This window comes from Scytonema sp. NUACC21 (genome assembly GCF_054684315.1).
The window spans coordinates 79,637-94,675 of sequence record NZ_BAAFZH010000107.1 but is presented as its reverse complement, the minus strand read 5'-3'; the positions used below and the strand labels follow the sequence as shown (position 1 = coordinate 94,675).

Annotated in this window: 12 protein-coding genes; 10 read left to right on the top strand and 2 right to left on the bottom strand. The window is 42.7% G+C overall.

The window, feature by feature from the left end; genetic code table 11:
• Positions 1-599: 599 nt before the first annotated feature.
• The 7 genes from dhaK to ACYRY3_RS39470 all read left to right on the top strand — a co-directional run bounded on the left by dhaK (position 600) and on the right by ACYRY3_RS39470 (position 7,782).
• Positions 600-1,673 carry a dihydroxyacetone kinase subunit DhaK gene (gene dhaK / locus ACYRY3_RS39500; protein WP_460207285.1) on the top strand — a complete coding sequence of 358 codons (1,074 nt, stop codon included), beginning with the start codon at positions 600-602 and terminating at the stop codon, positions 1,671-1,673.
• 3 nt (positions 1,674-1,676) lie between these two features.
• The gene (gene dhaL, locus ACYRY3_RS39495; RefSeq protein ID WP_460207284.1) at positions 1,677-2,315 is read left to right on the top strand and encodes a dihydroxyacetone kinase subunit DhaL; all 639 of its coding nucleotides are present in this window, start codon (positions 1,677-1,679) and stop codon (positions 2,313-2,315) included.
• A gap of 162 nt (positions 2,316-2,477) precedes the next feature.
• Entirely contained in the window at positions 2,478-2,678 is a 201-nt protein-coding gene (locus ACYRY3_RS39490; protein WP_460207283.1) for a hypothetical protein, read from the top strand.
• A gap of 131 nt (positions 2,679-2,809) precedes the next feature.
• The gene (locus tag ACYRY3_RS39485; RefSeq protein ID WP_460207282.1) at positions 2,810-3,955 is read left to right on the top strand and encodes a hypothetical protein; all 1,146 of its coding nucleotides are present in this window, start codon (positions 2,810-2,812) and stop codon (positions 3,953-3,955) included.
• 228 nt (positions 3,956-4,183) lie between these two features.
• A complete protein-coding gene (locus tag ACYRY3_RS39480; protein ID WP_460207280.1) occupies positions 4,184-6,445 on the top strand; it encodes a heavy metal translocating P-type ATPase in 2,262 nt (753 codons plus the stop codon).
• Positions 6,446-6,514: 69 nt separating this feature from the next.
• On the top strand, positions 6,515-6,823 hold the full coding sequence (locus ACYRY3_RS39475) for a DUF5132 domain-containing protein (RefSeq protein ID WP_460207279.1): 309 nt from the start codon (positions 6,515-6,517) through the stop codon (positions 6,821-6,823).
• 374 nt (positions 6,824-7,197) lie between these two features.
• Entirely contained in the window at positions 7,198-7,782 is a 585-nt protein-coding gene (locus tag ACYRY3_RS39470) for an HMA2 domain-containing protein (RefSeq protein ID WP_460207278.1), read from the top strand.
• Positions 7,783-7,790: 8 nt separating this feature from the next.
• On the opposite strand, the gene ACYRY3_RS39465 is transcribed toward ACYRY3_RS39470, so the two are convergent.
• Positions 7,791-8,171 carry an alpha/beta hydrolase family protein gene (locus tag ACYRY3_RS39465; protein WP_460207277.1) on the bottom strand — a complete coding sequence of 127 codons (381 nt, stop codon included), beginning with the start codon at positions 8,169-8,171 and terminating at the stop codon, positions 7,791-7,793.
• A 50-nt stretch (positions 8,172-8,221) separates the two neighbouring features.
• Positions 8,222-10,552 carry a WD40 repeat domain-containing protein gene (locus tag ACYRY3_RS39460; RefSeq protein ID WP_460207276.1) on the bottom strand — a complete coding sequence of 777 codons (2,331 nt, stop codon included), beginning with the start codon at positions 10,550-10,552 and terminating at the stop codon, positions 8,222-8,224.
• Positions 10,553-11,114: 562 nt separating this feature from the next.
• On the opposite strand from ACYRY3_RS39460, the gene ACYRY3_RS39455 reads away from it, so the two are divergent.
• The 3 genes from ACYRY3_RS39455 to ptsP all read left to right on the top strand — a co-directional run bounded on the left by ACYRY3_RS39455 (position 11,115) and on the right by ptsP (position 14,993).
• Entirely contained in the window at positions 11,115-11,267 is a 153-nt protein-coding gene (locus ACYRY3_RS39455; RefSeq protein WP_460207275.1) for a hypothetical protein, read from the top strand.
• A gap of 132 nt (positions 11,268-11,399) precedes the next feature.
• The gene (locus ACYRY3_RS39450) at positions 11,400-12,131 is read left to right on the top strand and encodes a class I SAM-dependent methyltransferase (RefSeq protein ID WP_460207274.1); all 732 of its coding nucleotides are present in this window, start codon (positions 11,400-11,402) and stop codon (positions 12,129-12,131) included.
• 288 nt (positions 12,132-12,419) lie between these two features.
• Positions 12,420-14,993 carry a phosphoenolpyruvate--protein phosphotransferase gene (gene ptsP / locus ACYRY3_RS39445; RefSeq protein WP_460207273.1) on the top strand — a complete coding sequence of 858 codons (2,574 nt, stop codon included), beginning with the start codon at positions 12,420-12,422 and terminating at the stop codon, positions 14,991-14,993.
• The last annotated feature ends 46 nt before the right edge of the window (positions 14,994-15,039 follow it).

The window sequence follows — 15,039 nt, the reverse complement described above, 5'->3', positions numbered from 1 at the left end:
CTCCTTATGAGGGATTGACATTTTTGAGGACAAGTGTAAAACCGAGTGGACTTATAGGCGGTCTTTTCCCTGACCCCCGATCCTTGCTTCCTCGCCTCTTTCATCAAAACCTTTAATAGCAAGAGAGTTAGATACGTATCTAAATAGAAGTCAACAAAATTTGAGTTGGACTGAACAATATGTCAACTAAAGGATGAGGTGCGAAGGATGAGGTATCCTATAGCAAAACGGGGAGCTTGAAATTGTTTAGAAGTTTTTTTCTACATTGAGGGGCTTGCATCCCTGTTTGTAGAGCGAAAAATTTTTCATCCTTTATACTTTTCTGGTTAAGCATAAATACCTTTTCAGACAATTTTGTCAGAAAGAATGAGTGAAAAACCGCGATCGACATAGAGCATGGAGAACACCTCTGTGAAATACGAGTGTTTACCAGAACCAACTTTCTTTGCATACGCTAGCAAAGGGATCGATCCTCAGCAACATTTCTTAACAAGAATCCTTGAGTTTTACATAACTTTATAAAGCTCTCAGAAATCACGAAGCAGCAAGAGTGATTTATTCTTGGTTCTAGCAACTTTTAGATTAGGAATGGTCAGACCGTGAAAAAGCTTGTTAATAAACCAGATGACTTTGTCCGCGAAAGCCTAGAAGGTATGGCAGTCGCTCATGGCGATTTGCTCAAAGTGAACTATGACCCAACGTTTGTCTATCGAGCCGATGCACCAATTCCAGGAAAAGTCGCAATTATTTCTGGTGGGGGTAGCGGTCACGAACCAATGCACGCAGGTTTTGTAGGGCTGGGAATGTTAGATGCTGCTTGTCCGGGAGAGGTGTTTACTTCTCCTACTCCTGACCAAATGTTGGAAGCTGCCAAACAAGTCGATGGAGGGGCTGGTATCCTTTACATCGTTAAAAACTACAGTGGCGATATCATGAACTTTGAAATGGCGACGGAACTAGCTCGTGGTGAAGGTCTGCGAGCGTTAAATATTTTGATAGATGATGATGTGGCAGTTAAAGATAGCTTATATACTCAAGGGCGTCGGGGTGTGGGAACAACTGTACTGGCAGAAAAAATTTGTGGTGCTGCAGCACAGCAAGGTTACGATCTACAGCAAGTTGCCGATTTGTGCCGTCGGGTAAATTTGAATGGGCGTAGTATGGGAGTGGCTCTTACTTCTTGCACGGTTCCTGCTAGAGGCACGCCTACCTTTGAACTGGGCGATTGCGAAATAGAAATAGGTATCGGTATCCACGGTGAACCGGGACGAGAACGCAAAGCCCTTGCATCAGTGAATGAGATAACAGAGATGCTAGCCATATCTATTATTGAGGATGCACCCTATAGCCGCACGGTGCGAGAATGGGATGAAAATCAAGGTGAATGGGTGGATGTGGAACTGATTGACCCAGTTTTTCAGCACGGGGATCGCGTGCTAGCGTTTGTTAACAGTATGGGTGGTACTCCCCTGGCTGAACTTTATCTTGTCTACCGCAAATTAGCAGAAATTTGTGAAAAGAAGGGGCTACACATTGTACGCAACCTGATTGGTCCCTATATCACTTCTTTAGAGATGCAGGGTAGCTCGATTACTCTATTAAAGTTAGATGATGAGATGACTCGGTTGTGGGATGCACCTGTAAAAACGGCAAGTTTACGCTGGGGAGTTTGAGAAATGGTGACGAAAGAGCAGATTTTGCAATGGTTGCAGCAGTTTGCTGAAGAAATAGAAACCAACAAAGAGTATTTAATAGAATTAGATGCAGCAATTGGCGATGCTGACCACGGTATTAATATGGATCGTGGATTTAAAAAAGTAATGAGTCAGTTGCCTACTGTTGCGGATAAGGATATCGGCAGTATTTTGAAAACTGTCAGCATGACCCTTATTTCTACAGTTGGTGGTGCTAGTGGACCCCTTTATGGCACTCTGTTTCTGCGAGCAAGTACAGTTGTAGCTGGCAAACAAGAACTCAGTGATGAAGATATGGTAGCAATGTTGCAAGCAGGGTTAAATGGCGTGCTGGAGCGGGGTAAGGCGCAACTGGGAGATAAGACAATGCTAGATGCCCTCTCTCCTGCGGCGATCGCTTTTCAACAAGCTGTAGCTGGGGGTAAGAGTTCCCGAGAAGCAATGCAAGAAGCTGTTGCCGCAGCCGAACAGGGAATGAAAGAGACAATACCCAAGATAGCTAAAAAGGGGCGAGCTAGCTATTTAGGAGAGCGAAGTGCGGGACATCAAGATCCTGGAGCAACCTCATCTTATTTAATGTTGAAGAGTTTTTTGGTAGCGTTGGAGAGTTCTGGTGAATAACGTAAAAACTCAGTGAAGTCAGAATTGTTGTACTTGAAGTCGCAATACAATAGTGTTGATTTTTCTTTATCGAATTAATTGTAAATTCTAATACCCCATTTCTGGATATAGATGCTATGATAGTTGTTTCAGTATCATAGCATTCCCTGAGGTTGTGGAAGATTGAAACGTTATTTGTGTTTTGCGGGGGTTGGGGGATCGGTTACCAGGCATCAAGCAGTTGAAGCGGAATCTACGGGTCGAAGTAGCAAGCTGCAAATGCCAGAACCCAGAAATATCGTTGCTCGTGTTAACGAATATGAGTATCATTATCTTAATGATGCGTTTAAAGGCGCTAGAAAGCGGCTTAAGCAAAATCACTGAGCAACAGTATCAAACGTAAGTTGCTTAAAATACTAAAAGGTAAATAATTCTAAAGAATGATAATTTACCTGCGATCTTAAGTTACATTTAACCTAATGTTAACCTTTTGGCTTGATTGGGCTATCGGGTAAATGACCAAAACTATTAGTAGTCGCAAGAGATTAAGTCCTGGTTTAAGAAAATCTGATGACTTAGTCTTTTCTAATCTGAAAAGCGATGAAGTGAAAGAAAATCAGGGGGCTGTTGCACAGTCAACAGGGGGATCGTCTTTAAACGGATTGCAGATTATTCATGCGACAACAAGTCGCATCCGCATCCGTGCTACTGACACTAGTCACAGCGCAACACTGGACACTATCTGCCAAAAGTTTCATCGGCAAAGTGGTGTCAAGGAAATTTATATCAATGAGCAAACGGGCAGTTTGGTCATTAACTTTGATGAGAAGAAACTGTCTTTGTCCCAAATGTTGGAGTTACTCCAGCCATTTGGTATAGACAAGTCGCAATTGTCGCCTCAGTCAAAAAGTAAGATAGACCCGTTTGCTGCGTGGAAATCTCCAGATTTTTGGAAAGAACAGGGAATTTCCCTTATTCCCTTATTTGCTGGACTAGCGGTAACAGGTAGATTAGGAGTCAGCGGTTTTGCTGCGCTTCCTGTATACTTCATTACAACAAATGCAACACGCAGTGCTATAAGCTATTTGCAATCACAATTTTCAGCAGCAGAAAAAAGCTCATCATCCGATGGAAAAAATGATTCTGCTGTAAAACTCAATAAAGTTGACCAATCGTTGTTATCAAAAGTGGAGAAAACTTCTACCGACACAGCGGCTCAGGCTGCAAAGATTACTTACAATATCGTTCATGCCATTCCAGGACGCATAAGGTTTAATGTACCCCGAGTTGCTAGCGATCGCGCCTATGCAAGGAGGCTGGAGAGGCTACTTAAAACCGATTCTCACGTCACAAACGCACGGGTGAATTGCGATGCAGCTTCAGTAGCCATTGCTTTTGGCGCGAAGCAGATACCAGTCAGTCATTGGATAGGTTTGATGCATTTGGCTGAAGAGACAGCCCCGCAAACAGCTCCTGTCAAGACGAAAACTGAGCAACAGTTTCCAGAAACAAAGACTCAATCAACTGAACTGACGCAATTGACAGAGAAAAACGAGGAACGAACTCTGGAAGTTGTAGGTTTGTGGTCTGATTACAAAACTCCCGCGCTCTCTGCTGCTCTGTCCTTCATGGCTAACTTTCCGTTAGATATGGTTTCATAACTCGTTAAATCAAGCCATATTACTTCTGTCTGGTTAAATTTAGACAGTGGGTAGAAAGATCTTGATTTATAGAGTTGAGCAGCGAGTACGCGAAAATTTTCTCAAAGCTAATCACACTTATAGGCATGGGAGAGGTTGGCATCTCTCCTGCCTATCAGTATCTCCTTGAGTAGGATGCTTGAGAATCAAAAAAGTTGAACATTACCTTATCTTTATGCGAGCAAAGAAATGGCAGAACTTAGTGTGCAAATACCGACCCCCAGACCCCATATCGCTGAAGTAGTAGTACCCCAGAAGAATGGGAAAGTTGCTTTAGTTGATAAAAATGGACACGGGCAAACTCAAATTCCTAAAGTCAAGCATAGCGTTGTGCATACAGTTCCAGGACGGGTGCGGTTGCGAGTACCTCGCCTGCGTTATGACAAGGATTATGCACAACGGCTCCAAGTCTTGTTAGAGGCTGATTCCCAGGTGACAAGTGTACGTATTAAGCCTGCGGCGTCTTCATTAACAGTGACTTACAAAGCCACTCAGGCTACAGACGCTAAAATACGAGGGCATCTGAGTTACTTAATTCAGGCGGCAAGTGAAGTTGTTGTTCTCAAACCCTCTACATTAAAACCTGCAGACAGCGAAGCAGAGAAATCTTGGCCTGGCTTGAAACTTTCAGCTTTGACGGCGGCTTTAGCTGTGCTTGGAGGACCTTTAGGAGTTCCAATTCCACCTGTGATGATAGCGGCAAGTATCGCCATCACAACCTTACCCGTTGTCCAACGAGCCTGGGAAGGTATTACGGTAGAAAAGAAATTCAATATTGACTTTCTGGATTTTATGGCAATCGCCATAACAACTGTTCAAGGTCAATTTCTTACCCCCGCACTGATGCTTGGGTTGATTGAGATTGGTGAAAATATACGCGATCGCACTGCTCGATCTTCTGCCCAGCAAACTCTAGATTTATTAAGTTCCCTCGGACAGTTCGTTTGGGTTGAGCGTGATGGAGAGAAAGTGCAAATCCCCATACAAGACGTGCAAAGAGGGGATACAGTCATTGTTTATCCCGGCGAACAGGTTCCAGTTGACGGCACTATCCTGCGAGGGAAAGCGCTACTGGACGAGCAGAAACTGACTGGGGAATCCATGCCAGTTTTAAAAAGAAAGGGACAAACTGTCTACGCTTCAACCCTGGTAAGAGAAGGACAGATTTATATCTTGACAGAACGGATGGGGAATGACACTTGTGCTGGACAGAGCATTCAGTTGATGCAACAAGCTCCTGTCCACGACACCCGGATGGAAAACTACGCTGCAAAAATTGCCCAGAAAGCCGTTTTGCCAACTCTGTTACTTGGAGGAGTAGTGTTTGCCGCAACTCGCAACGCAGCACGGGCGGCAAGCGTTTTGACTCTCGACTTTGCAACTGGTATTAGGGTGTCAGTGCCAACAACAGTTTTAGCAGCACTGACTTCTGCAGCAAGGCGAGGCGTTCTTATCCGCAGCGGACGGGCATTGGAAAAACTTGCTGAAATAGACACTATCGTTTTTGACAAGACAGGCACTCTGACTAGAGGTGAAGCAGCTGTTGTTGGTATTGAGTGTCTCAATCCTCATACCTCAACAACGCGAGTACTGCAATTGGCTGCATCTGCCGAACAGCGTCTAACCCACCCGGTTGCAGAGGCAGTGGTACGTTACGCCGAGGAACAGAAAATTGAAATTCCAAGCCGTAGCAAGTGGGAATATCAGCTTGGTCTAGGCGTGCAGGCAGAGATTGACGGAGAAACTGTATACGTGGGTAGCGAGCGTTTTCTCCGACAAGCAGGGGTTGCAATGGAACAGCTTGATGGAGAGCAACAGCAAGCAACCTCAATGATATATGTCGGCAGTAATGGTCAACTTCAAGGTAGAATAAAATATAGCGACGTATTGCGATCGGAAAGTCGAGAGGTCATCGAAACTCTGTTAACGGTTGAAGGTGTGGAAGTTCACATGTTGACTGGAGATAACAGACACACTGCTAGTGCCGTTGCTGCTGAACTTGGTATTTCCCCAGCCCATACCCACGCAGAAGCTTTTCCCGAACAGAAAGCAACGGTTGTCCGCGAATTGCACGAACAGGGCAAAACAGTTGCATTTGTTGGCGATGGGATCAACGATTCGCCTGCACTAGCCTACGCTGATGTTTCTGTATCCTTTGCCAACGGCTCTGAAATTGCTCGCGAAACTGCAGATGTCGTTCTCATGCAAAATGACTTGCACGGACTGTTGGAAGCGATTGAAATCGCCCGTAAAGCTAAGCAATTAATTCGGCAAAATACAGGCTTGATTGCTGTTCCCAACTTAGCGGCATTAATTGTAGCAGTTTTGTTTGGGCTAAACCCCCTAGCAGCGACTATGGTTAACAACGGCTCGACAATCGTTGCAGGAGTAAATGGCTTGCGCCCGGTTATTACAAGCCGCAAACAAAAAGCTCTACCTGCAGCAAGATGAGATCTCGGTGGTAACGAGAGTATCATGGTACACTTTACTAAATTTTCATTTCATTAGAGGGAAATAATCATGGCACCAAAAATTACTGATTTTGTTGAAGACGCAGGCGCACCTGGAATCATTGCCGGTATTGGTGCAGTCCTCCTCGCACCTGTGGTTATTCCAGTTGTTGCTGGAATTGGCAAACCAATCGCTAAGTCTCTTATCAAAGGTGGGCTTGCTATTTACGAAAAGAGCAAAGGCGCTGTTGCAGAACTGGGCGAAACTTGGGAAGACATGGTAGCTGAAGCAAGGGCAGAAATGGCTGAAAGCAGACAACTACCAGCTGTTGATGTTGCAGGTCGCTCGGGTGACAATGCAGTGGATAACGGTGTATAACTTATTACCAAAGTGTCGGTTGTACATCCAGCTTAAATCAGTGTTTAAAATAGAGTTCTTGTGGGGTGGAGAGAAGTTGCTCGGAGGGAAACCCTCCGAGCAAACTTCGGAGCATCCCGCCCGGTCCTAATCGGGCTCTTGCCCGCACCACAAGAATTGCATTTTGTGGCTCATTTTATGAGGGATTTCCAAGAAGTAAATTATTTCTTCCGTGTTGTGGGGTGAGCGTCCCTGCCCACCACCCTCCAACATCTGTGGGCAAGAAGCCCATCCCACAATCAATTTTTGGACACTTTGTTATTTGAACTTCCCCAAGACAGGGATACTACAAAATTGCAATTTTCAAAGTTTGAACAGATTCCGAGGGTAGGCAAGTGTCAGACAATGGTTATGTAAACGTTACTCAGATGCCGATAGCAATGCAAGAGTGTATAAGAAAAGCTCAACATAAACCTATATCATCACAGGTTGTGAGCTCTACCCCAGGACGGTTACGTTTGAGAGTTGCACATGCCCATCGTCAATCTGGAGATATGCAACGTATTGCCAGTGTCTTGGAGGCATCCCCTAATATTAGTCAGGTAAGAACTAATATGCAAAATGGTAGTATTGTAATACACCATGACCTGAACGATGGTAGCTTTGAAAACGTTATCGCCACTCTACGAGATTTAGGTATTATTTTCGGTGATATCGCTCTTGGCAAATCCGAGGTTGCAGCAGGAGTATCCAACGCCGTTGTGGACTTGAATAAACGAGTTCAATACGCAACTAATAATGTTGTTGATTTACGTATGCTCTTTCCTCTGAGCTTGGGCATTCTTTCCATTCGGAAGTTGCTATCGCAGGGGCTACAGTTTGATATTATTCCTTGGTACGTGTTGGCATGGTATGCCTTTGATAGCTTTATTAAGCTGCACGGAACGAGCCAACCTCAATCAAAAACTCGGGAACCTTGAGCTCTTTCCTAACTATTGACACCAGTGTGACCCTGGATATCACCTGCAGGTTCAAACCTGCCGCCCAAGTACTTAGCGAGAAACTCCTCTGCGATCGCGAAAAAATGCAATCGGTTTTCTGGTCGTGTAAACCCGTGCCCTTCATCAGCGTAAATGACGTATTCCACTGGCTTACCCGCTTGACGCATAGCGCTTACAATTTGCTCGCTTTCTGATTGCTTGACTCGGGGATCGTTAGCACCTTGAGCAATTAGTAAAGGTTTTTTGATTCGGTCGGCGAAAAATACAGGCGATCGTGATTTGAGAAACTCTGGTTCTGTTTGTAGATTACCCACTCTATGGAACAACATAGTTTTCATGGCTTCCCAATAAGGGGGAATAGTTTCCAAGAGTGTGATTAAGAATCTCCGTGGCTGTCTTCCCGGAGACTGTCAACTAATTATTTGATTTGCCAAACTTTGATTGTTTTATCTGAACTACCGCTAGCGATAAATTGACCATCTGGGCTTATAGCAAGGGAATTGACTGCTGCTGAATGTCCAGAAAGGGTCTGTAGTAATTCCCCTGTTTGTAAGCGCCATATCTTGATAGTTTTGTCGTCACTAGAGCTTAAGAGAGTTTCTTCATCAGGGCTAATAGTAACCGATCGCACCTCATCTAAATGACCTGTTAAAGTAAGCAGGATTGTACCGCTATCCAAATGCCAAATTTTTACAGTCTTATCAGCGCTACCGCTGATCAAAAGTTGTCCATCAGGAGTCATAGCTATTGAATTCACAGCACCTGAATGTCCGCTTAATGTGTGTAAAGGGTCTCCTGTACTTGGATTCCAAACCCTGATTTTGTTGTCACTGCTACCACTTGCTAAAATGGTGCCGTCGGAACTAATAGCCGCCCCATAAACTGCGGAGGAATGCCATAGGGTACAAATGCGATCGCCTGTTTGCAAGTCCCAAATCTTAATTTTATTACTGCCAGTAGCAAGAATTTTTCCATCAGGACTGATAGCTACAAAATTAACTGGTTTTTGATGTCCCAGCAAAGTATGTACTAATTTCCCAGTAGGAAGATGCCATACTTTAACGTTACTTTTTGGGTGTTCGCAACTTCCAACAGCAAGGAAATTTCCATCAGGGCTGACCGTAAGGGATGAAACTTCTCCTATTTTTCCTGGTAAAGTGCGAATAAGTTGACCAGTAGTCAAATTCCAAACCTTAATGGTTTTATCTGCGCTTCCGCTAACTACAGTTAGCCCATCAGAAGTCATGGCAACAGATGTAATTTTTTCAGAATGTCCAGTTAAAGTGTAGCTAAGATAAGCATACTCATTTTTTCTTTGCGTTTTCAGGTTAGCGATCTCATTCAAAAGCTCTTCAACATAAGCCATCTTCTGATTATCCCCAACTTTGGCAAAACATTCTCTTAACTTTTCCAGATATTCTTTGTCTTCTATTCTCAAAGCTGATTGCATTGGCTGTAGGAGATGCTTTCCTGGTTGTTGTGAAACTTGACGCAGTCGCAACCATGTGTCAAACGAGTAATCAACTTGTTCCTTTGCCCAACTAGGATCGCTGAAGTGTGATAAACTTTGGGCTAATTGTAAAGCTAACTCAGGAATCCAGTAACGGCGTTCAACCTCAAGCGCTTGGTATAGCTGCTTATAACCTGTAACGATGGCTTGTAGTGATGTTAAATCAAGATCGTCTTTCAGCAAATTTGGCAGCAACTCTGGTAGTAGAGGAGGAACATCATGATGAATCAAATGATAAGAATCTGCGATCCAGCTTGTGGCTAAGATGTGACAAGTAATCAACACTTGACAAAGTTTTTCGACATCCTGACGATTCACTTGGTACTGTAAAGATAATTTACTAACATCAATTCCCTTTGCTTTCCATTTCTCTTCTTTTTCCAAAATTTCTAGATTAGCAGCATTATCCTTACCAATACTATTGATGACCTCTAAATCTTCTCCTAACGATATAAGTTCATCTCGAATTTTTTTCCACTCTAAAGCACGGTTTTTTGCTGACCAAAAAACAATTTCTTTATAGGGCAGCCGGGAAATTGTTTTATAGTAATAATTTTCTTGCCCAATTCCCCAGTATCCAATACGAAAATTGAGATAATCCCCATCAGCTTCAGATTCTAAAATTAAAATAGGCTCTGTTTTCAGCATTCCAAACAGTGCTTTTATACTTGATTCACTGTGAAACCGCTTGCTATCCCACGCTCCTGCTAATAACTCTGTTGGTCTAATAGGATTTTGCAGTGAGTAATATTTATTGAGAAAATCTCGCAATCCCTCAGCTAACATTAACTCAAGATTGAAAATATCTTCTTCAGAACGATCGTATCTATCAAAATTAACCTTAGGAGGAGCAAGGAAAATTTTCAGTGGAGTACATCCATGATTGGAGTTAGAAGCTAAAATTTGCGAAGGAGATAATCGCAAAGGCCAGCTATCTAAAATTTTATGAACTTCTGGCAACTTCAGTGCTGTTTCTCTCTGGTGCGTTGCTAACTCTAATTGGGTTTGATGATAATAAAGCGCTAACTGTTGCTGCTGAGCTTTTTCTTGCTCATCTCGTTCTAAATCACTAATACTTTGACGTGCATCATTAACAGTTTGGATTAATTCTTGAATGGTTTCAGAAGGCAAAAATTTTGTTATGGATGAACGTCCTTCACTTCTTTTTTCTATAAGGTTTGCTATGACAGGTGCAAAATCTAATACGAGTTGAATGAGTAACCTTAATCCTGGTTCCATAAAAAGATACTTGCTGGGTAAATAGAATTTATGGCAATTAATAATTATTTCAATTATAAAGAGGTTCTTCAGCAGAGTTAGCTTGAACTTCGTTGCACCCTAGGTATTCACCCAACTTTAAGACCAAGTGAAGTACAGATTGTTGTAAGGGTGAACGCAGCTGTGAGGCGATGCTAGCAGGTATAAGGTCGAGAGTTCCGCCGATGTACTTCATTTACCTGGGAAATTTTATATCTGCTATTCTAGCTGATGTTTTAGATGATACACAAATATACAGAATTCAAAAAATAAAAACTCTCTGTGGTAATAGATTTTCTAAAATGAGATCGACTCCTGAAGTTACTCGTCTTTATCTCAATCAGTACCTATTTTGTGTAAAAGTATGCAAAAATGTATATAAGGTGCATCTCTGTGAGAGTTACGATCCGTCCAAGGAACTTTTAATTTAAAAAGTTCCCAACAGCCCTCTTGTAGTGGCAGGTAACATACAGGGTTCCTTAGATAAAACCTCTTACAAAGACGAAATATACTTACGTATATATCTAAGGAATAGTAATAAATAATGCTACAAGGAAACATGGCAGTTAGCGCCAGTCATGTTGTTAGCGTCTTAGGAAAACAGCCAACAGACCGAATTAAAGTTCAGATTGCTAGTTTGCTGATTTTTAGACTTAGCTCCGGTTGCTTGGAACCAAAACTAAACCGCCATAAATAGCAACGTAAAAGCAAATTTTGAATACTCTCATTTTTAAAACACTAAGTTTTAAGGTTAGAGAAGATTTAACTTCCAAAAATAGTGTTCGGGAGTGAGTTGATTTTGTTTAAGATAATCATGTGGGAGAATTTTATGACAGACTTATATAACAGTATTGGCGGGAATTACGAACAATACAAAATGCAAGGCAAATTAGCGATCGCCGAAAAATTCACCTTTTTCAAGATTCTTGGCAATTTTCAAGGAAAAAGCATTCTAGATTTAGCCTGCGGTTCTGGGTTTTATAGCAGATTACTAAAAGAACAAGAAGCAGCAAGAGTTGTCGGTGTAGATATATCAGAGGAAATGATAAAAGTTGCACGCCAAAAAGAACAAAATAATCCACTTGGTATTGATTATCATCTGTTTGACGTTGCCAAACTTCCCAAGCTTGGCAGTTTTGATTTAGCGATCGCAGTTTATCTTCTAAATTATGCAGAAAACAAAGAAACTTTACTACAGATGCTACGCTGTATCCGTAATAATCTAGAACCAAACGGACGTTTGATAGCCGTGACAGTTAATCCAGATTTTTCTATAAAAAAATCTAACTCCACTAAGTATGGGTTAACAGTACTGAAACAAGAACCTTTATCAGACGGGTACTATTTTGAAACTGAAATTCACACCGAGCAACCTTTTATTATCAAATTCTTTGGTTTGAGCCAAGCGATCTATGAATGGGCTGTAACGGAAGCAGGATTTAAAAACTTGTCATGGCACTCTATAGAAGTTCCCTTGCAAACGATAGAACAGTACGGAGAAGATTACTGGCAGGATTTGTTTGACAACCCCTTAATCGTTGCTCTAAGTTGTGAAAATTAACTTTTTTGACATCCTTCCCCACTAGGTTGGAGCATCGGTACAGAAATCATGAAAATTGAGTTTTTTTGTAGAGACGCGCTGTTTGAAGCATCTCTACATTCACGAAATATCAAGAGTTACAGCAGATGTACTCTGATTAAGACAATACATATTGATTGCAGAAGAGTACTAAAGCTACAGCATAAAAGAACGTGCGTTACACTTCTTTAACGTTAGATGTCACTCTTTCTGCTTTAATCTGTGTAAATAGGTGGGTAAAAGCATATCACGAGAATTGACGGAGTTGCCGTGATTGGAATTGTCATTGTCTCTCACAGCAAACAGCTAGCGGCAGGAGTTCGAGAACTTGCAGCACAGATGGTTCAGGGTACAGTCCCCCTAGCTATTGCGGCAGGAGTTGATGATGCAGAAAATCCGCTAGGTACAGACGCAATGCAGGTTTATGAGGCGATCGCGTCAGTTTACAGTGAAGAAGGTGTCATTATCTTAATGGACTTGGGTAGTGCTTTAATGAGTGCGGAAATGGCGCTAGAGTTTCTTTCGGATGAACAGCGAGAGAAAGTGCATTTGTGTGAGGCACCACTTGTTGAAGGAGCGCTCGCCGCAGCCGTAGCAGCTTCCTCTGGCTGTAAGCTTGAGCAAGTTATGGCTGAAGCAAGAGCAGCACTAGTAGCAAAAGCAACTCAATTAGGTATAGAAATCGGTCATTCTTCATCTGTCACTAGCGAAGGACAAATGACTAGTGACAAAATACAAAATACAAAAGAAATACGCCTAATTATTCGTAACAAGTTGGGATTGCATGCGCGTCCCGCAGCTAAATTTGTCGCAACAGCAGCACGTTTTCAATCTCAAATTATGGTGCGTAATTTAACTAAAGGCACTGAGGCTGTACGTGCTGACAGTATTAACCAAGTAGCAACATTAGGTGTACGTCAGGAACACGAACTTGCCATTACTGCCACTGGGATTGACGCAAATGAAGCGCTAGCTGCATTACAAGCATTAGCAGATAGCAACTTTGGAGAAAGCGACAGTAAAACTACGGTTATACCCTTAGAATCTCACCCTTTTCCATCTCCGCATCCGAACTCTGAATCCTCGCTGTACCTCCCCACAACCTCATCTTCCCATCATTTTCTACAGGGAATACCAGTATCTAGTGGAGTTGCGATCGCCTCTGTATTTCTCCATATTCCAACTTCTATCAATGTTCAGCAATACCACGTAGAACATAGCGAACCTGAGTGGCAGCGTTTACAGGTTGCCATTCAAGTTGCAAAAGAGGACATTCAAACCTTGCTTGCACAAGCTTGTACCCAAATTGGTGATGCTGAAGCTGCCATTTTTGATGCCCATCTACTTTTTTTAGAAGACCCCGTATTGCTAGAAGCCCTTCACCAACGTATTTTTGAGCATCATCAAAATGCCGAAGCTGCTTGGCAAGCAGTCGTCAATGAGGTGATAAATAACTACCGTACTCTTGAAGATTCCTACTTACGAGAGCGAGTTGCAGATGTCATAGATGTGGGACAGCAAGTATTGCGGCTCCTTAGTGGATTTCAATCTCATCTCAAAACCTCAGATTCTGATTCTGTCAGCTTGAATCTTTCTCAACCAGTTATTTTGGTGGCAACAGACTTGAGCCCTTCTGAAACGGCTAGACTAGATCCGGAAAAGATACTCGGTATTTGTACTGTAGCTGGTAGCGCTATTTCTCACAATGCCATCATAGCTCGCAAGCTGTGTATTCCAGCAATTGTTGGCTTACCACCAGAGATTATGCAACTAGCCAATGGTACTACTGTGGCAATTGATGGTGAGACTGGTAGGATTTGGGTAAATCCAGAATCAGATATTTTAGCTGCACTGGAAACAAAGAGAGATGCACGACAGGTTGTTTCACAGGAAGTCTTATCGACAACATTTGCTCCAGCAATTACCCGAGATGGAAGGCAAATTCATGTCCTAGCTAATATCACCAGTCTATCTGATGCAGAAGAAGCCCTAAGATTGGGAGCAGAGGGAGTAGGGCTGCTACGTACTGAGTTTCTCTATATGCCACGGACAACCCCTCCTTCTGAAGCAGAACAACTATTGGTTTATCAAAGTATTGCCCAAACTCTCGGTCATCGTCCGTTAATTGTTCGGACTTTGGATATAGGGGGAGACAAGCCAATTCCTTATTTAAAATTCCCGCCAGAAAACAATCCCTTTTTAGGTTGGCGTGGAATCCGCTATTCTCTCGATAATCCCCATATTTTTAAAACTCAGTTACGGGCAATTTTAAAAGCAAGCCCCGGACACCAAATTAAGATTATGTTTCCCATGATTGCTTCTGTAGAAGAGATACGGGCAGCTAAGGCAATATTGGCAGACGCACAAACAGAATTACGTCAAGCAAGTATCTCTTTTAATGAAGGGATGGAATTGGGCATTATGGTAGAAGTGCCTTCCGCAGTGACCATTGCCGATAAATTAGCTGCTGAAGTTGATTTTTTTAGTATCGGTACCAACGATCTCAGTCAGTACGTGATGGCAGCAGATCGTACCCACCCACGAGTCGCAACCTCAGTTGATGCTTTCCATCCAGCAGTGTTGCGGATGGTTCAACAAACTATCCAAGCTGCACATTCAGCTAATATTTGGGTAGGGTTATGTGGTGAACTAGCATCAGACCCTTTAGCAACACCAATTTTACTGGGTTTGGGGCTTGATGAGGTTAGTATGAATGCCCAGGCTATTCCCGTGTTTAAACAGGCAGTTTCTCAACTGACGATGGCAGAAGCAACGGAAATTGCTGTATCGGCATTGCAACAAGATTCTGCAAATGCAGTCAAAGCTTTGCTGCGCTCAGTATAAAAAAACGTCAAACACAAGCATTCTACGTTTAAATAGGTAAGAATCA